The organism is Solwaraspora sp. WMMD937 (genome assembly GCF_029581175.1).
GTDB lineage: Bacteria > Actinomycetota > Actinomycetes > Mycobacteriales > Micromonosporaceae > Micromonospora_E.
This window is the reverse complement of record NZ_CP120738.1, coordinates 4,112,959-4,129,794: the sequence shown is the minus strand read 5'-3', so window position 1 is coordinate 4,129,794 and position 16,836 is coordinate 4,112,959. Positions and strand designations below refer to the sequence as shown.

Sequence of the window (16,836 nt, the reverse complement as noted above, 5' to 3'; positions counted from 1 at the left end):
AGCTGGCGCCGCCCGCGCCCTCTTGCGCCAAGAACACAACAACAACCTTTCGTCAGCCACTCGCGACGCCGTTACGCTCTGCGGAGGCGAGATCTCAGTGCCGTACAGACCGCGGCGAGTCTAGTCGCTGTGACTGTGAACTCTGTGATCGGCACGGATCACGTTCAGATCACGAGATAATCTAAGCCTCATCCGAGAATAAATCAGGCATATTGGACACCATGCCGCCTGCCGTACCGGCCCGGGACTGAACACCCGGCACGGCCGGACCGCCGAGCGTTCCCGGCGGCGGCACCCGGCCGAAATGCCGCCAGGTCGCCTCGGTCGCCACCCGCCCCCGGGGGGTACGGGCCAGCAGCCCCGCCCGCACCAGGAACGGCTCGCAGACCTCCTCGACCGTGTCCGGCTGCTCCCCCACCGCCACCGCCAGGGTGGACAACCCGACCGGGCCGCCACCGAACGAGCCGATCAACGCGGTCAGCACCGACCGGTCCAGCCGGTCCAGACCCAGCTCGTCGACGTCGTACACGGCCAACGCCGCCCGGGCGGTATCCCGGTCGACCACCCCGGCCGCCCGCACCTCGGCGTAGTCGCGGACCCGGCGCAGCAGCCGGTTGGCGATCCGCGGGGTCCCCCGGGACCGGCCGGCGATCTCAGCCGCCCCGTCCGGCGTGATCGGCACCGCGAGAATCCCCGCTGACCGGGTCAGCAGCACCTCCAGCTCGGTCGACTCGTAGAAGTCCAGATGCGCGACGAACCCGAACCGGTCCCGCATTGGCCCGGTCAGCAGACCGGCCCGGGTGGTCGCACCGACCAGGGTGAACGGCTCCACGTCCAACGGGATCGCCGTCGCGCCCGGCCCCTTGCCGACCACCACGTCGACCCGGAAGTCCTCCATCGCGCTGTAGAGCAGTTCCTCGGCCGGCCGAGCGATCCGGTGGATCTCGTCGATGAACAGCACGTCGCCCTCGGCCAGGCTGGTCAGGATCGCCGCCAGGTCACCGGAGCGCTCGATCGCCGGCCCACTGGTCACCCGGATACCCGAACCCAGCTCAGCGGCGACGATGTTGGCCAGCGTCGTCTTGCCCAGCCCCGGCGGGCCGCTGAGCAGAATGTGGTCCGGCGGCGCGCCCCGGCCCATCGCGCCCCGCAGCAGCAGGTCCAGCTGGTCGCGGACCCGGTGCTGGGCGATGAACTCGGCCAGCCGGCGCGGCCGGACGCTGACCTCCGCGTCGCGTTCGGCGTCGCTGGCGTACGCCGACACCAGGCCCTCGACGTCGCCACTCACCGGCTCTTACCCAACAGCCTGATTGCCTGCTTGAGCAGCACCGGGACCGGCGGCGGCGGGCCGTCCAGGCTCTCCGCCACGGCGGCCACCGCCTGGTCGGCCTGCCCGGCGGTCCAGCCCAGCCCGACCAACGCCTGCCGGACCTGTTCCGGCCACGCCCCAGCGGTCACCCCGGCCGCCCCGTCGGCACCCACCGGCACCGGCCCGACCCGGTCCCGCAACTCCAGCACCAGCCGCTCGGCGCCCTTCTTGCCGATCCCCGGCACCCGAGTGAGCGCCGCCGTGTCGGCATTCGCGATCGCCTTGCGCACCGCGTCCGGGGTGAGCACCGACAGCACCGCCTGCGCCAGCCGGGGCCCGACCCCGCTGGCCGTCTGCAGCAGCTCGAACAGCTGCTTCTCGTCGTCGTCGGCGAAGCCGTACAGGGTGAGCGAGTCCTCCCGGACCACCAGGCTGGTGGCCAGTCGGGCCGGGCTGCCGGGGCGCAGGTTGGCCAGGGTGCCCGGGGCGCAGTGCACCGCCAGGCCGACCCCGCCGACCTCGATCACCGCGCTGTCCGGCGCGACCGCCAGCACCACCCCGCGCAGACTCGCGATCATCAGGCACCTCCGCTCCGCGCCGCCCGCTGTGCGGCGGCCAGCCGGTCATGCGTACCACCTCGCCAGATGTGGCAGATCGCCAGGGCGAGCGCGTCGGCGGCGTCCGCCGGGCGCGGCGGGCGGTCCAGCCGCAGCAGCCGGGTGACCATCGCGGTCACCTGGGCCTTGTCGGCCTGGCCGGAACCGGTCACCGCCGCCTTCACCTCACTCGGGGTGTAGGTCCGCACCGGCAGCCCGGCCCGCGCGCCGGCCAGCACGGCCACCGCGCTGGCCTGCGCGGTGCCCATCACGGTACGCACGTTGTGCTGGCTGAACACCCGCTCGACCGCCACGCTGCGCGGCTGGTGCTCGGCGACCAGGGCGGTAAGCCGCTCGTCGAGGTGCAACAGTCGGTCCGGCAGGTCGTCGCCCGGGTCGGTCTGCACCACGTGGTACGCGACCAGCCGGCACGGCCGACCCGGCACGCCCTCCACCACGCCGACCCCGCACCTGGTCAGGCCGGGATCGACCCCGAGCACCCGCACCGCCGATCCTCCCCCAGCCGACACCACGCCACACGTACGTGTGTTCGACACCCTAGCCAACCAGCAGCGGGCCGGGACAGCCGACACGCGTGCCGGAGCCACCCGGCCGGTACGTCAGTTCAGCTGTACGTCGATGACCGCGTTCTGGCTCAGGTCGACCGCGTACTCCAGGCGCAGGCCGGTGGTGCCGGCGGGGACCTCGAACGGGACGTACCCCTCGACCGAATCACCGGGGGCGAGGGTGACCGCGTCCGGAGCTTCCCCGACCTCGGCGTCGTAGAAGGACGGCGCGTAGGTCTCGTCCGACTCGTCGAGGAGGAAGAACTGCACGACGTTCGACTCCCAGGGTTCGGCGTCGACGTTCTCGATCTTCACCTGGAGGTACAGCACCTCGTTGCCCTCGCCGACCTCCCACAGTGGGGAGCCTGCGGCGGAGGTGCCGAACGATTCGACGGTGAGCCTGCGCCCGTTGAGTTCCTCGGTGTACGGGAGTGGCTCCGCCGCGGTGCCGGTGTCACCGCCGGCATCGGCGCCGTCGGCCGGTTCGTCGGCCTGCGACGGCGCCGCTGTCTGCTCGACGTTCGTCGGCGGCGTCTCCTCCGTCGACGAACAGCCTGCGGCGATGAGCCCGAGTACGCCGAGCACGGCGATCTGGGCAACTGCGGCACCGAGTTTCCTGTTGGCCATCGTGTCCTCGTTTCCGGCTCTGTTGCGACTGGATCTGCGCACCCGAACCACGACAGTGGAGAGCCGCCAGCTCAGGTGATCTTTGACGTCCCCGTGACGCTAGGAGACGTTGTCAAACGGCGCGGCACCGAGCAGCAGACAGTCGTGGCCACGTTCGCGTAGCCCAGCAGCGAGGGCGTGCAGCGCAAGACTCCGGTTCGACCAATTGGTCTCACCGGTCGAGTTCACCGAGGCGGTCGAGGTGGGAGCCACCGGAGGCGGCGATCTCCTGCAGGTCAGCCAGCGCTCGTCGCCGCCGTTCGCGGCGTACTCTCACCACCTGCCGGAGAGCGTCGGTCACCGTCTCCCGCTCCGTGGTCGTGCCCAACGCGGCAGCGGCTTCCGTCAACAGGTCCTCATCAAGATGCAGGTGCGTCGCGGCCATGGACATCTCCCAGGGGATGGTTCTCCGCTCGGCCGGCAGGTGCACGTTGTGCCCGTGCCGGCTCTCGGGACCCAACAGTGCTCCGACGGCTTGATGCCACAGGTGCATCAAGATGCACCTGTGGCATCAGGCTCAACAAGTGCTAGGCCCGGTGAGCCGTGGGGAGGGGTAAGACGCGACGCCCCGGGGCGTTCAGGAGGGGCCCGGAAGCGTCGGGTCCCGAGGAGGGACAGGGGGAAACGATGGGACTGCCCGCCGCGAGTCGCTCGCGGCAGTAGGCGCACACCGGGGCGGGCGTCCTGGTGACCGCCCCGGGCTGGCGCAACGCGTCGCGGTACGCCCGCACGCTGGTGATGCTGCCGTGCCGCCGTGGGTCGTCGCTGACCTCCCGACCGTAGAGCGTCACCCACGAGAACCACTCCGGGGACGGCCATACCTCCTCAACCCGGAGCCGGACCGGGCGATCGGCGTCCACGTGGTCACACTGCCGCAGCGCCACGAGATCCCCGGGGCACACCAGAGCTTCGTCGTCAGGCATCGTCCGATGCTCCGTACGACTCGGCGGACTCGTCACGGCCGTCGTGCGGGTAGCCGGCGGTCATCAACCCGGAGAGATGCAGTACGGCGCGAATCCGCCGGGCATTACTCGGGTCCCAGCGGTCCAGGATGGCGATCGCCCTCAGAAACGGCCGGCAGGGTCCGGGTACGCCGCCGCACCGATGGCATTCCCCGGTGGTCCGGTTCGGGATGTGGGTGCGGGCGGTCGAGTTCGCGTCGTGGACCGCCCGGGACAGTTCCGGGGACCGGGCGGCCACCGAGGACTCTGCCGACCTGGGCGGAGCGGGCGGGCAAGCATCCGCGCGCTCCGCGCTCGACGTGTCGTTCGGGTCGTGTTGGAAAGATCGATATCGCGCGAGGCGTGGTTCACCACCGATTCCGTCGTTCCTGATCATCCGTACCCCCTCGGGTGGAGTCGACCGGGTTGCACTTCCGTCGATTTCCACCCTGGACTGTTCCCGGCAGTGGGCGGAAGATGGATTCGGCCATTGCCCGACGATGGCACACCTGTCGACCGACCATTCGGGGTGATAATCGTGAATGATCTGGCTTCCCTGCCAGCCCGCCTGCGCGAGCTGCGGACCAGCCGGAAGATGGCTCAGGACCGGCTCGCGGCGGCGATCGGCGTGTCGAAGTCCCTGGTGCAGTCCTTCGAGTCGGGAAAGCTGGTGCCGCAGGAGGGCACAGCGGAGCGCATGGACGAGTTCTTCGGCACCGGCGACGAGATCCAACGAGCGGCCAAGGACGCGCGGGAGGACCGGCAGCCCTGGCTGCGCTCCTGGTTCGACCAAGAGCGCCGGGCGACCTTGCTGCGCAGCTGGGCACCGATGCTGGTGCCGGGGCTGTTGCAGTGCGAGTCGTACATGCGCGAGGTCTTCTCGGCCGTGCCGTCGAACGCCGGCAAGGTCGACGCACTGGTCGCCAAGCGGCGGGAACGCCAGGCGGCGACGATCGACCGGGACGACCCGGTGGGGCTGTCGGCGATCATCGGCGAGGTGGTGCTGCGGCGTGGGCCGAGCGAGGTGCTGATGGACCAGCTCGGGCACCTGGTGGACGTCGGCCATCGGCCGCATGTCCGCATCCGGGTGATCCCGGCCGAGTCGGAGGGCATCCACGTCGGGCTCTCCGGAGCGTTCGTGATCGCCAACCTGCCGGACGGCCGGCGATCGGGCCATCTCGATGACCAACTGACCGGCCACGCGCCGACCACCCGTGGCGACCTCGGACACCTGGAGCTAGCCTGGGAGGAGATTGACGCGCTGGCCCTGCCCGTGGTCCAGTCCCGAGACCTGATCCTGAGGACGCTGAATGAACACAGATGAGCCACGCTGGCGCAAGAGCACCCGCAGCAACGGCACCGGCGACTGCGTCGAGGTCGCAGACAACCTTCCCGGCCGCGTCCACGTCCGGGACACCAAGAACCGCGACGGCGGCACCCTGACCTTCCACCCGACCGCCTGGTCGCGTTTCGTCGAGGTGACAAAGACGCACAGCTGAATCCGCGTACGGACGGACAACAAGAGCCCTGGACCCACCTGGATGGGTCCGGGGCTCTTGGCACGCCGCTCAAGTGATCCGCTCCTGCCCATTGCTGCACGACATACTGTCCGCGAATTTCAGGGTGCGGATCACTAGCAGCCGATGATTACTAGGAGGCGAGCTGGCCCGTCAGCTCCACTGCGACACTACCCCCCAGTGCGGTGTCCTCGTCATCGATAGCCAGAGTCTTGGACAGGGTGCTGGGAAAGATTGCGAATGAATCCACACGCACGACGTAAGTTCCAGGCTCCTGGAGCCAGAAACGTGCAACTCCCGAGCCATCGGTTTGACCCGACATAGATATTTCCGGACCGGAGACCATTACATCGGATTCCGGCAGCGGCAGCAAGTAGCACCTACTGGCACTACTCGGACAGTGTTCAGCCTGAACCCTCAGAACGAGCTCGGCACCAGCGGGCCGAGCTAACGTGCACGCATAGGTCGCTGAACCGCTTACGAGAACCGCGAGAACCGAAGCCAGGGTGAGCAGTCTACGCCTTGCTCGGAGAAGCACATTAACGGCAACCCCTCTCTCTCGAATCCTTGCTGTCGAGTAGCCGGATGGAGTTTCACCCTCCGGCTACTCGCTGGGCTTCTGACAGTCCGAGGGATAGCTAGGGCGGTGAACGACGCCCGGTCAGCCGACGGCGGCCATGATCTCGTCGGAGACGTCGAAGTTCGCGTAGACGTTCTGCACGTCGTCGCAGTCCTCCAGGACGTCGATCAGCTTGAAGATCCGCCGGGCGCCGTCCTCGTCCAGCGGCACGTTCATGCTCGGCACCAGGGAGGACTCGGCGGACTCGTAGTCGATGCCGGCGTCGACCAGCGCGGTGCGCACGGCGACCAGGTCACCTGGCTCGCTGACCACCTCGAAGGCCTCGCCGAGGTCGTTGACCTCCTCGGCGCCGGCGTCGAGCACCGCGAGCATCACGTCGTCCTCGGAGTGCTCGCCCTTGGGCACGATCACCACACCCTTGCGGGAGAACAGGTACGACACCGAGCCGGCGTCGGCCAGCGACCCGCCGTTACGGGTCAGCGCGGTACGCACCTCGGTCGCCGCCCGGTTGCGGTTGTCGGTCAGGCACTCGACGAGCAGGGCGACACCGTTCGGCCCGTACCCCTCGTACATGATCGTCTGCCAGTCGGCACCGCCGGCCTCCAGGCCGGAGCCGCGCTTGACCGCGCGGTCGATGTTGTCGTTGGGTACGGAGCTCTTCTTCGCCTTCTGGATGGCGTCGTACAGGGTGGGGTTGCCGGCCGGGTCACCCCCGCCGGTCCGGGCGGCGACCTCGACGTTCTTGATCAGTTTGGCGAACATCTTGCCGCGTTTGGCGTCGATGACCGCCTTCTTGTGCTTGGTCGTCGCCCACTTGGAGTGGCCGGACATGTGCACCTCCGTCGCTTCCCACCTGCTGGGTCAGCCTGCCGCGACGGCCATCTCCACGAACAGTCGGTGCACCCGACGGTCGCCGGTCAGCTCTGGGTGGAAGGCCGTGGCGAGCAGATTGCCCTGCCGAACCGCGACAATCCTACCTGTGGCCGCTCCGGCGGCTACCCGGCCCAGCACCTCGACGTCCTCGCCGACCCGTTCGACCCATGGCGCGCGGATGAAAACCGCGTGGAACGGCGGGCCGTCGACACCGTCGATGACCACCGGCGCCTCGAAGGAATCCACCTGCCGGCCGAACGCGTTGCGCCGCACCGCCATCGAGATGCCGGCGAAGGACCGCTGGTCAGGCCGGCCGTCGAGGATCTCGTCGGCCAGCATGATCATGCCGGCGCAGGACCCGTACACCGGCATGCCGGCGGCGATCCGCTTGCGAATCGGCTCCAGCAGGTCGAACTCGACCGCCAGTTTGCTGATCGTGGTCGACTCGCCGCCGGGCACCACCAAGGCGTCGACCTGCTCCAGCTCCTCGGGGCGACGGACCGGGCGGGCGGTGGCACCGCATTCGGTCAGCGCCCGCAGGTGCTCGCGGACGTCGCCCTGCAGCGCCAGCACGCCGACCCGCACCTGCGCGTCGGGAGCCGGCTGGGCCGCGCCGGTCACCAGCCGCGCTCGGCGAGGCGGTGCGGCACCGGGATGTCGTCGACGTTGATGCCGACCATCGCCTCGCCGAGCCCACGGGAGACCTTGGCGAGCACGTCCGGGTCGTCGTGGAAGGTGGTGGCCTTGACGATCGCCGCCGCCCGCTGGGCCGGGTTGCCGGACTTGAAGATGCCGGAGCCGACGAAGACCCCCTCGGCGCCGAGCTGCATCATCATTGCCGCGTCCGCCGGGGTGGCGATACCGCCGGCGGTGAACAGCACCACCGGCAGCTTCCCGGTCTCGGCGACCTCCCGGACCAGGTCGTACGGGGCCTGCAGCTCCTTCGCCGCGACGTACAGCTCGTCGGGCGACAGGGAGGTCAGCCGGCGGATCTCGGCGCCGATGCGCCGCATGTGGGTGGTGGCGTTGGAGACGTCGCCGGTGCCGGCCTCGCCCTTGGAACGGATCATCGCGGCGCCCTCGGTGATCCGGCGCAGCGCCTCACCGAGGTTGGTCGCCCCGCAGACGAACGGCACGGTGAACGCCCACTTGTCGATGTGGTTGGCGAAGTCGGCCGGGGTGAGGACCTCGGACTCGTCGACATAGTCCACGCCGAGCGCCTGCAGCACCTGGGCCTCGACGAAGTGTCCGATCCGGGCCTTGGCCATCACCGGGATGGAGACCGCTTCGATGATGCCGTCGATCATGTCTGGGTCGCTCATCCGGGACACGCCGCCCTGGGCACGGATGTCAGCGGGCACCCGTTCGAGGGCCATCACCGCGACCGCCCCGGCGTCCTCGGCGATCTTCGCCTGCTCGGGCGTGACCACGTCCATGATCACGCCGCCCTTGAGCATCTCGGCCATGCCGCGCTTGACCCGGGCGGTACCGGTGACGGAGGCGGGCGCGACGGCACCCGGGGTGGCGGCCTGAGCAGCGGGGGTCTCGGACACGACGAATCGGCTCCTCGGCGAAGTACGCGACAGGGGTACGTCTGGGATGCTACGCCCGCCGGCAGGGTCCACCGACAGCCAATCGACAACCCGGTGGCCTGCCCTGTGGCCCAGATCACCGGCCAACAGACCCAGGTCACCGGCGGGTCGGGTCCACCACCCGGGTAAGGGTCGGATCGTCGATGTCGAAGTAGCGGGGTTCGTCGTGCCGGCGGCCGAAGCGCAGCAGCCGCACCAGCGGCCGCCGGCGGGCCAGCAACGCGTCGCGGACCAGGTCGGTGTGCAGTTGACGGGCCAGCACCAGCCGGCGGCTGGCCACCACCACCGCCTCGGTCGCCGGATCCGGGCTGGTCAGCGCCGTCGCCCGCAACTGCCGGGTGAGGTCGTTCTCGGCGGCCTCACGCTCCTCCGGCGACGCGGCGTCCAACGCGATCCGGGCCGCCGCGTACAGCTCCACCGCGTACTGCTCCTCGGCGAGCACCGCGGCGGCCGCCGCCCGGCGCAGCAGGTGCGCGTCGAGCGCCCGGGCGGCCGCCGCCACCCGGACGTGCAGCCGGTCCACCCGGGCCGCGGTCCAGGTGAGGTACGCCGACAGCAGGACGACCGCGACGCTCACACCGACCACCCACCGCATTCCCGGCATCGTAGTGCCGCCGGCGTAGGCCCCGTGGACCCGATCATGGTGGCTCCGCCCACTCCTGATAGAGCACCCGCCCATCGGTGGCCTCGATCGCGGCGGCGTACACCTCCAGCACCTGGCGGGCCACCGCGGGCCAGTCGAAGGTCGCCACCACCTGCCGGGCGTGGCCGGCGAGCGCTTCCCGGCGCGGCGCGTCGTCCAGCAGCCGGGCGACGGCCCGGCGCAGCGCCACCGGGTCACCGGTGGGGAACAGTTCCCCGGCCCGGCCGTCGTCGAGCACCCGGCGGAACGCGTCCAGGTCACTGGCGACCACCGCCGCGCCGGCTGCCATCGCCTCGGTGAGGATCATGCCGAACGACTCACCGCCGATGTTCGGCGCGACGTAGAGGTGCACGCTGCGCAGCATCCGGGCCTTGTCCGGCTCCGACACCAGCCCGAGGAAGGTCACCCGGTCGCGCAGCCCGGCCGGGACGGCGGCGTACAGGTCGTCGGGCCGGCCCGGACCGGCCACCAGCAGCCGCAGGCCCGGGCGGTCCGGGGCCAGCGCGACGAACGCCTCACGGAGCAGACCGAAGCCCTTTCGCGGCTCGGTGAACCGGCCGAGGAAGCCGAGCGTGCCGCCGGTGCCCGGACCGCAGTCACCCGGCCAGCCGGGCAGCGGCTCGGCGTTGGCGTACTTCGCCACCGCCACCCCGTTGGGGATCTCCACCGCGCCGCCGTCGAGGTGTTCGACCTGCACCCTGCGGGCCAGCGCCGACACCGCGATCCGGGCAGTGATCTTCTCCAGCACCAGCTGCAGCATGCCCTGCGCGGCGGCCAGCGCCCGGGACCTGGTCATCGCGGTGTGGAAGGTGGCCACCACCGGACCCCGGGCGCAGAGCACCGCGAGCAGGCTGACGCTGAGCGCGAACGGCTCGTGCACGTGCAGTACGTCGAACTGGCCACGATTGAGCCAGCGCCGGACCCGGGCGGTGACCACCGGGCCGAAACTCACCCGGGCCACCGAGCCGTTGTACGGCACCGGCACCGAGCGGCCGGCGGCCACCACGTACGGCGGCAGCGCTGCGTCCTCGTCCGCCGGTGCCAGCACGCTCACCTCGTGGCCGAGATCGATCAGCGCCTCAGCGAGGTCGACGACGTGGTTCTGCACCCCTCCGGGGACGTCGAAGGAGTACGGGCACACGATGCCGATCCGCACGGTGGCCCCCGCTCATCCCGGCCCGGTGGCCGAGCTGCCCGACCGGTCCCGGTCGGGGTCGGGGTCGGGGTCGGGGCGCTCGTCCAGCCACAGCCGCTGCATCATGTGCCAGTCCTGCGGGTGGCGGGCGATACCGACCGCCAGCCGGTCGGCGATCTGCTGGGTCAGCAGGCGGACCCGCACGTCCAGCGGGCCGACCGACGGGTCGGGAAGCGGCACCGGCCCGTCCAACTCGCCGTGTGCGCGGTCCGGTTCGAACCACATGGTGGTGACGTAGAGCGGGGCACCGGTACGCAGCGCGAGCAGCGCCGGGCCGGCCGGCATCCGGGTCCGGCCGCCGAAAAAACTGACCTCGACGCCTCGGGCGGACAGGTCACGGTCGGCCAGCAGCGGCACGACATGGCCGGCAGCGAGCCGGTCAATCAGGACGTCGAACGGTGGCCGGGGACCGCCAGAGGCCGGGACGATCTCCATGCCGAGTCGTTGCCGGACGGCGACGAACCGGTTGTAGACGCCTTCGGGTCGCAGCCGTTCGGCGACCGTGGTCAACGGCCAGCCGTTGGCCGCCACCCAGGCGCCCGCCGCGTCCCAGTTGCCGGCGTGCGGCAGCGCCACCACCGAGCCCCGCCCGGCGGCCACGTCGGCGGCGAGCATCTCCGAACCGGCCAGGTGGAAACCGTCGAGCCGCTGCTGCCGGCTCAGCGACGGCAGCCGGAACATCTCCATCCAGTACCGGGCGTACGAACGCACCGCTTCCCGGGTGAGCCAATCGAACTCGGCCGCTGGCAGATCCGGGCCGACCACCCGGCGCAGGTTGGCGGCGAGCCGGCGGACCGACGCCGCGCCGCGCCGGTGAGCCCGGTCGGCGCCGACGCGGAACAGGGCAGCTGCGGCCGGCCGGGGCAGCGTCCGGATCAGCCGCCAGGCCGCCGCGTAGCCGAGCTCGACCGGGGTCACGCGTCCACGCCCTGCACCGTCTGTCGGGTGCCCGCCGCCGCGGCGGCGGTCTGCTGGTGGACGTGGGCGATCCGCTGCCAGATCGTCACCAGTGACAGCGCGGCGAGCAGCCAGAGCGCGGCCGGCAGCCCCCAGCCGACACCGAGGCCGCTGAGCAGGCCGCCGACGCCGACCAGGATCAGCCGCTCGGCCCGTTCGGCTACGCCGACGTTGCAGGTCATCCCGAGCCCTTCGGCGCGCGCCTTCACGTAGGACACGATGCCACCGGCGACCAGGCAGATCAGCGCCGCGACCGCACCCGCCCGGTTGCCGCTGACCGCGAGCCAGTACGCCACCGAGCCGAAGATCGCCCCATCGGCGATCCGGTCCATGCTCGAGTCGAGGAATGCGCCGAAGGTGCTCGAACCGCCGCGCAGCCGGGCCATCGTGCCGTCCAGCACGTCGGTCAGGGCGGACAGCGTGACGATCACCAGACCGGTGATCAGGTGGCCACGGGAGCCGAAGCCGATCGCCCCGACGAGCACACCGACGGTGCCGGCGACCGTGACCGCGTTCGGCGAGATCCCTGCGCCGAGCAGTCCGCGGGCTACCGGCTCGATCACCCGGGTGATGCCCGCGCGGACGGACACTCTGAAGATCTTCGCCATGGCGGTCCCACGATAACGGTCGACGGAAAGGGTCGGCACGGTGGCCACGAACGTGAACCGGTGGCGGTCACCTCGCGCGCCGGACTTGTGTACGGCGCGTCGCGGGTGTGGGATCGACACGTGAACGTGAGCGAGCTCACCCGGGCCCGGTTCACGTTACCGAGCAGGTCCCGCCCGCCTGAAGATGTCGCCGCGGATTCACCCCGCGGTCATCCTCTGCGGTCCCGGGCGGTCCGGACCGGACCGGAGCCCGGCCTGGTCCGCAGCGCGGTCGCCCCACCCAGTCAGGCAGCCAGGAGGTGCGCAGTCATGGCGCAGAAGAACCACGACAGGGGGCCCGCCGGGTCCGTTGCGGTGGTCGCCGATCCCGAACGGATCCGCAATGTGGTGCTGGTCGGGCACTCCGGTGCCGGCAAGACCACGTTGATCGAGGCGTTGCTTGCCGCCACCGGGACGATCAGCCGGGCGGGGCAGGTCCCGGACGGCACGACGGTCTGCGACCACGACCCGGCCGCGGTACGCCAGCAACGCTCCGTCGCGCTGACCTGCGCGCCACTGTTCCACCGCGACATCAAGGTCAACCTGTTGGACACCCCGGGGTACGCGGACTTCGTCGGCGAGCTGCGGGCCGGACTACGCGCAGCCGATGCCGCGCTGTTCGTGGTCTGCGCGGCGGACGGGATGGACGCGGCCACCGCCGCGCTGTGGGAGGAGTGCGCGGCGGTCGGCATGCCCCGGGCGGTGGCGCTCACCCGGCTCGACCATCCGCGCGCCGACGTCGACGAGACCGTCGCGCTGTGTCAACGGGTCTTCGGCGACAACGTGCTGCCGCTGCACCTGCCGATGCTCGCCGACGACGGGGTGGGCATCGCCGGGCTGCTGGACCTGCTCGCCCGGCAGGTGCTGGACTACTCGACCGGCCATCCCCCGCAGGTGCGGGAGCCGGACCCGGAGCACCTGCCGGCGATCGCCGAGGCACGCGACGAACTGATCGAGGGGATCATCGCCGAAAGCGAGGACGAGACCCTACTCGACCGGTACCTCGCCGGCGAGCAGCTCGACCCGAAGATGCTGGTCGATGACCTGGAGACGGCGGTGGCCCGGGGCCACTTCCATCCGGTGCTGCCGGTCTGCGCCCACACCGGGGTCGGGCTCGACGCCCTACTGTGGCTGTTGACCGCTGCCTTCCCGGCACCGCCCGAGCACACTCTGCCGGCGGTGACCGAGCTGGACGGCACGCCCCGGCCGCCGCTGGGCTGCGACCCGGCCGGCCCGCTGGTCGCCGAGGTGGTCCGGACCACCGTCGACCGGCACGTCGGCCGGGTGTCGCTGGTCCGGGTCTTCTCCGGCACGCTGCGCACCGACCGCACGGTGCACGTGGCCGGTCATGGCCTCAGCCAGCGGGGCCGCCCCGACCACGACGCCGACGAACGGGCGGCGCACATCTACAGCCCACTGGGTGCCCAGCTGCGGGAGGTCGAGTTCTGCGTCGCCGGGGACATCTGCGCGTTGACCAAGTCGGGCAGCGCGGAGACCGGTGACACCATCTCGGCGGCCACGGATCCGCTGCTGGTCGAGCCGTGGGAGATGCCCGAACCCCTGCTGCCGGTGGCGGTCGTCGCCCGTACCCGGTCGGATGAGGACGCGATGGCCCGCAACCTGGGCCGGCTGGTCGCCGGTGATCCGACGCTGCGGCTGGAACGCAATGCCGAGACCCGCCAACTGGTGCTCTGGTGCATGGGCGAGGCGCACGCCGACGTGTTGTTGGACCGGCTGCGCTCCGGCGGCGTCGAGGTGGACGTCGAGCCGGTCCGGGTGCCGCTGCGGGAGACGTTCACCGCGCCGGCCCGGGGGCACGGACGACACGTGAAGCAGTCCGGCGGGCACGGACAATACGCGGTGTGCGAGATCGAGGTGGAGCCGCTTCCGGAGGGCAGCGGCTTCGAGTTCGTCGACCGGGTGGTCGGCGGGGCGGTGCCGCACAACTACATCCCATCGGTGGAGAAAGGCGTGCGGGCCCAGATGGACCGGGGCGTGGTCAGCGGACATCCGGTGGTCGACCTGCGGGTGACCCTGGTGGACGGCAAGGCACATCCGGTCGACTCGTCGGACGCGGCGTTCCAGACCGCCGGGGCGCTGGCCCTGCGGGACGCGGCCACCACCGGCCGACCGACGCTGCTGGAACCGGTCGATGCGATCATGGTGCGGGTGCCGACCGGTGCGGTCGGGTCGGTGCTCGGCGACCTGGCCGGCCGACGCGCCCGGGTGCTCGGCACCACCGGCGATGACGAATCCGGCGACCGGACGGTCATCCGCGCCGAGGTGCCGGCGACCGAACTGCTGCGGTACGCGGTGCAGCTGCGCTCGATCACCGGAGGTGCCGGCACGTTCCGGCGGGCGTTCGCCCGCTACGAACGCGTATCGTCCAGTTGACCCTCAGCCTCCGGTCCGACTGCTGTGAACGAGACTGCGTCCGGTGTCGACGACAGTGTCCTCTGCCGGCCGCGGTGTCCAGCCGAAGGTTTCGCGGGCGGCGTCGGTGCAGACCGGGCGACGCACCCCCAGGTTGCCGACCATTGCCCGCAGCTGCGGGACGAACGGGGCCAGAATCCGCACCAGCGTCGATGGCATCGCTCGGATGGAGACCTTCGCTGCGTCCGCGCCGAGCCGGCGGCGCAGGATCGCGGCGATATCCCGCAACGACAGCAGGGCGCCGCTGGCGGCGAGGTAGCGGTGCCCGGCGGCTTCCGGCGTCAGCATGGCGGCCATCTGCAGGTCTGCGAGGTCCCGCACATCGACCGGGGACACCCACAGGTCGGGAACGCGCGGCATCCGGCCGGACAGCATCGCCTGGATGATGCCTACCGAGGGGGGATGGTCGCTGCTGAGGACCGGCCCGAAGATTCCGGTGGGGTTGAGGACCACCAACTCCACACCTCCGTCGGTACCCTCGACGAAGTCCCATGCCGCCCGCTCGGCGACGGTCTTGGACTTGATGTACGGGTCGATACCCGGCGCGTCGGGATCCGTCCAGTCCTGTTCGGTGAAGGGACGGTCCGGCGGTTGCTGGCCATAGCCGACCGCCCCAAACGACGACGTCATCACCACTCGATGTACTCCTGCGTCGCGGGCGGCCCGCAACACTCTGAGCGTGCCGTCGCGGGCCGGCAAGACCAGATCGTTCTCGTTGGCCGGTCGGATTCCGGGGAACGGGGAGGCGATGTGCAGGATGTAGCGACAGCCCTGTGCGGCGGCGTCCCAGCCGGCGTCCTCGGTGAGGTCGGCGGTCACCACCTCGATGGAGTCGTCGCCGACGGTGCGGCGTAGCTCGGGGGTCCGGGCCGGCGAGCGTACGGTTGTCCGGACCTGGAAGTTGCGGGCCAGGGCACCTCGGATCACGTACGAGGCGACGAAGCCGGTGCCACCGGTGACCAGGATACGGTTTGTTGACATCGAGATTCCCCAAACTTGACAGCGCGAACCAACGATCACGGACCGTGATCGCTCGGGACAGGCAACGAGCTCGTCGGATGACCTGGGCCAGACGGCGCGGGAGCTGACTCAGCCGCGCGTCGCGCTCAGCAGCGGCAACAGGACCTCATCGACGATTCGGGCGGCCAGGCCGGGCCGGTGACCGAGGTAGAGCTGGCCGGCCAGCAACGGCCCGAGGAGGATCTGGTCCACCAGATCGAGGACCGGGTTGTCCGGGCCGATCCGCCCGGCGTCGACGTGTCGCTGAAGCATCCGACGCATCGCCTGGATCTGCGGCTCGATCATGAGCTCGCGGAGGGCGAGCATCAGCTCGGGATTGAGCAACACGTCCCGGGCCAGACCCGTCATGGCCGCGTCATGCGAGTCCCTGATTCGGGCCGCGTCGCTGGCTATCGTCGCCAGTGCCAGCAGGTCGCCGCGGAGGGAGCCGGTGTCGATTTCGATCGCCGGAGCGGGCTTCTGCGCCTGCAGAGCCCGAATGACCAGCATCGGCTTGCTCTCCCAGCGCCGGTACAACGTAGCGGTGCTGGCCTTTGCCGCAGCCGCGATGTCGTCGATGGTGACCGCGTCGTAGCCGCGCTCGCGCACCATTGCCAGTGCGACCGTCAGCAGCTCCTGCTCGCGCTCCGCCGAGAGCCGGCTGCGACGCGGTCTGGCCTGCGTTTCCGACACCGTCACCTCCTCGCCCCTACCGACACTACGAAAACCAGATACCGAAATCAAGTTTTCGACAACTAGTTTTCGCTAACGGGGACACCCCTGTCAGGTCGCCGGCCACGCCCCGCTGAACAGGTCGCGGGTGTCGGCGAGCAGCTGCGGCAGCACCTTGGTACGGCCGATCACCGGCATGAAGTTCGCGTCCCCGCCCCACCGGGGCACCACGTGCTGGTGCAGGTGGGCGGCGATGCCGGCACCGGCCACCCCACCCTGGTTCATCCCGATGTTGAAGCCGTGCGCGCTGCTCACGGCGCGGATCACCCGCATCGCGGTCTGGGTGAACTCGGCCAGCTCGGCGGTCTCGGCCCGGTCCAACTCCGGGTAGTCCGCGACGTGCCGGTACGGGCAGATCAACAGGTGACCGGGGTTGTACGGGTAGAGGTTGAGCACGGCGAAGACCCGTTCGCCCCGGGCCACCACCAGACTCTGCTCGGCCGGCCGACCGGGGGCCAGGCAGAACGGGCAGCCGGTCGGCGAGTCGTAGCCACCGTCGGGCCGGTCCGCACCGGAGATGTACGCCATCCGGTGCGGTGTCCAGAGTCGTTCCAGGCCATCCGGGCCCGGTTGTCCGGTCGTGCCAGTCA

At 70.7% G+C, this 16,836-nt stretch carries 19 protein-coding genes; 3 read left to right on the top strand and 16 right to left on the bottom strand.

What is annotated here, in order from left to right; genetic code table 11:
- Positions 1 to 181: 181 nt before the first annotated feature.
- The 6 genes from ruvB to O7621_RS18250 all read right to left on the bottom strand — a co-directional run bounded on the left by ruvB (position 182) and on the right by O7621_RS18250 (position 4,337).
- Positions 182 to 1,288: a Holliday junction branch migration DNA helicase RuvB gene (gene ruvB, locus O7621_RS18275; protein WP_281554484.1), complete on the bottom strand. Its 1,107-nt coding sequence runs from the start codon at positions 1,286 to 1,288 to the stop codon at positions 182 to 184.
- Positions 1,285 to 1,887 carry a Holliday junction branch migration protein RuvA gene (gene ruvA, locus O7621_RS18270; RefSeq protein WP_278168611.1) on the bottom strand — a complete coding sequence of 201 codons (603 nt, stop codon included), beginning with the start codon at positions 1,885 to 1,887 and terminating at the stop codon, positions 1,285 to 1,287. The genes ruvB and ruvA overlap by 4 nt, the downstream gene beginning before the upstream one ends.
- The gene (gene ruvC, locus O7621_RS18265; RefSeq protein WP_282230382.1) at positions 1,887 to 2,411 is read right to left on the bottom strand and encodes a crossover junction endodeoxyribonuclease RuvC; all 525 of its coding nucleotides are present in this window, start codon (positions 2,409 to 2,411) and stop codon (positions 1,887 to 1,889) included. The genes ruvA and ruvC overlap by 1 nt, the downstream gene beginning before the upstream one ends.
- Positions 2,412 to 2,525: 114 nt before the next feature.
- Positions 2,526 to 3,098 carry a DUF4352 domain-containing protein gene (locus tag O7621_RS18260; RefSeq protein WP_282230381.1) on the bottom strand — a complete coding sequence of 191 codons (573 nt, stop codon included), beginning with the start codon at positions 3,096 to 3,098 and terminating at the stop codon, positions 2,526 to 2,528.
- Between the two features lie 211 nt (positions 3,099 to 3,309).
- Complete coding sequence (locus tag O7621_RS18255) at positions 3,310 to 3,597, bottom strand: type II toxin-antitoxin system VapB family antitoxin (RefSeq protein WP_282230380.1); 288 nt, start codon at positions 3,595 to 3,597, stop codon at positions 3,310 to 3,312.
- A 455-nt stretch (positions 3,598 to 4,052) separates the two neighbouring features.
- Positions 4,053 to 4,337, bottom strand: coding sequence for a hypothetical protein (locus O7621_RS18250; RefSeq protein WP_282230379.1), 285 nt, complete (start codon positions 4,335 to 4,337; stop codon positions 4,053 to 4,055).
- Positions 4,338 to 4,616: 279 nt separating this feature from the next.
- Here O7621_RS18250 and O7621_RS18245 point away from each other — a divergent pair, with 279 nt between their 5' ends.
- Together O7621_RS18245 and O7621_RS18240 are read left to right on the top strand one after the other, a co-directional pair.
- On the top strand, positions 4,617 to 5,402 hold the full coding sequence (locus tag O7621_RS18245) for a helix-turn-helix transcriptional regulator (RefSeq protein WP_282230378.1): 786 nt from the start codon (positions 4,617 to 4,619) through the stop codon (positions 5,400 to 5,402).
- The gene (locus O7621_RS18240) at positions 5,389 to 5,577 is read left to right on the top strand and encodes a DUF397 domain-containing protein (protein WP_282230377.1); all 189 of its coding nucleotides are present in this window, start codon (positions 5,389 to 5,391) and stop codon (positions 5,575 to 5,577) included. Before O7621_RS18245 ends, O7621_RS18240 begins: the two co-directional genes overlap by 14 nt.
- Before the next feature lie 679 nt (positions 5,578 to 6,256).
- Here the strand turns inward: O7621_RS18240 and O7621_RS18235 are convergent.
- From O7621_RS18235 to pgsA, 7 genes are all read right to left on the bottom strand, one after another.
- Positions 6,257 to 7,006, bottom strand: a complete 750-nt coding sequence (locus O7621_RS18235; RefSeq protein WP_123601103.1) for a YebC/PmpR family DNA-binding transcriptional regulator — start codon at positions 7,004 to 7,006, stop codon at positions 6,257 to 6,259.
- Positions 7,007 to 7,036: 30 nt separating this feature from the next.
- Positions 7,037 to 7,633, bottom strand: a complete 597-nt coding sequence (pdxT, locus tag O7621_RS18230; RefSeq protein ID WP_282234639.1) for a pyridoxal 5'-phosphate synthase glutaminase subunit PdxT — start codon at positions 7,631 to 7,633, stop codon at positions 7,037 to 7,039.
- Positions 7,634 to 7,665: 32 nt separating this feature from the next.
- Positions 7,666 to 8,601: a pyridoxal 5'-phosphate synthase lyase subunit PdxS gene (gene pdxS / locus O7621_RS18225; protein ID WP_282230376.1), complete on the bottom strand. Its 936-nt coding sequence runs from the start codon at positions 8,599 to 8,601 to the stop codon at positions 7,666 to 7,668.
- A gap of 136 nt (positions 8,602 to 8,737) precedes the next feature.
- Entirely contained in the window at positions 8,738 to 9,244 is a 507-nt protein-coding gene (locus O7621_RS18220) for a hypothetical protein (RefSeq protein ID WP_278168593.1), read from the bottom strand.
- Positions 9,245 to 9,278: 34 nt separating this feature from the next.
- Positions 9,279 to 10,439 carry a glycosyltransferase family 4 protein gene (locus O7621_RS18215; RefSeq protein WP_281554476.1) on the bottom strand — a complete coding sequence of 387 codons (1,161 nt, stop codon included), beginning with the start codon at positions 10,437 to 10,439 and terminating at the stop codon, positions 9,279 to 9,281.
- Between the two features lie 12 nt (positions 10,440 to 10,451).
- Positions 10,452 to 11,396: a phosphatidylinositol mannoside acyltransferase gene (locus tag O7621_RS18210; protein WP_282230375.1), complete on the bottom strand. Its 945-nt coding sequence runs from the start codon at positions 11,394 to 11,396 to the stop codon at positions 10,452 to 10,454.
- Positions 11,393 to 12,043: a phosphatidylinositol phosphate synthase gene (gene pgsA, locus O7621_RS18205; RefSeq protein WP_282230374.1), complete on the bottom strand. Its 651-nt coding sequence runs from the start codon at positions 12,041 to 12,043 to the stop codon at positions 11,393 to 11,395. The genes O7621_RS18210 and pgsA overlap by 4 nt, the downstream gene beginning before the upstream one ends.
- Positions 12,044 to 12,352: 309 nt before the next feature.
- Here pgsA and O7621_RS18200 point away from each other — a divergent pair, with 309 nt between their 5' ends.
- Positions 12,353 to 14,476 carry an elongation factor G-like protein EF-G2 gene (locus tag O7621_RS18200; protein ID WP_282230373.1) on the top strand — a complete coding sequence of 708 codons (2,124 nt, stop codon included), beginning with the start codon at positions 12,353 to 12,355 and terminating at the stop codon, positions 14,474 to 14,476.
- Positions 14,477 to 14,479: 3 nt separating this feature from the next.
- On the opposite strand, the gene O7621_RS18195 is transcribed toward O7621_RS18200, so the two are convergent.
- From O7621_RS18195 to O7621_RS18185, 3 genes are all read right to left on the bottom strand, one after another.
- A complete protein-coding gene (locus O7621_RS18195; protein ID WP_281554472.1) occupies positions 14,480 to 15,496 on the bottom strand; it encodes an aldehyde reductase in 1,017 nt (338 codons plus the stop codon).
- 108 nt (positions 15,497 to 15,604) lie between these two features.
- Complete coding sequence (locus tag O7621_RS18190; protein ID WP_282230372.1) at positions 15,605 to 16,207, bottom strand: TetR-like C-terminal domain-containing protein; 603 nt, start codon at positions 16,205 to 16,207, stop codon at positions 15,605 to 15,607.
- 90 nt (positions 16,208 to 16,297) lie between these two features.
- Positions 16,298 to 16,774, bottom strand: a complete 477-nt coding sequence (locus tag O7621_RS18185; protein ID WP_281555545.1) for an HIT domain-containing protein — start codon at positions 16,772 to 16,774, stop codon at positions 16,298 to 16,300.
- Positions 16,775 to 16,836 lie beyond the last annotated feature (62 nt).

Excerpts from the sequence above, each read along its gene's own strand:
- ruvA (WP_278168611.1), bottom strand. The coding sequence starts at position 1,887 with ATGATCGCGAGTCTGCGCGGGGTGGTGCTGGCGGTCGCGCCGGACAGC.
- O7621_RS18260 (WP_282230381.1), bottom strand. The coding sequence starts at position 3,098 with ATGGCCAACAGGAAACTCGGTGCCGCAGTTGCCCAGATCGCCGTGCTC.
- O7621_RS18240 (WP_282230377.1), top strand. The coding sequence starts at position 5,389 with ATGAACACAGATGAGCCACGCTGGCGCAAGAGCACCCGCAGCAACGGC.
- O7621_RS18235 (WP_123601103.1), bottom strand. The coding sequence starts at position 7,006 with ATGTCCGGCCACTCCAAGTGGGCGACGACCAAGCACAAGAAGGCGGTC.
- O7621_RS18220 (WP_278168593.1), bottom strand. The coding sequence starts at position 9,244 with ATGCCGGGAATGCGGTGGGTGGTCGGTGTGAGCGTCGCGGTCGTCCTG.
- pgsA (WP_282230374.1), bottom strand. The coding sequence starts at position 12,043 with ATGGCGAAGATCTTCAGAGTGTCCGTCCGCGCGGGCATCACCCGGGTG.
- O7621_RS18200 (WP_282230373.1), top strand. The coding sequence starts at position 12,353 with ATGGCGCAGAAGAACCACGACAGGGGGCCCGCCGGGTCCGTTGCGGTG.
- O7621_RS18195 (WP_281554472.1), bottom strand. The coding sequence starts at position 15,496 with ATGTCAACAAACCGTATCCTGGTCACCGGTGGCACCGGCTTCGTCGCC.
- O7621_RS18185 (WP_281555545.1), bottom strand. The coding sequence starts at position 16,774 with ATGGCGTACATCTCCGGTGCGGACCGGCCCGACGGTGGCTACGACTCG.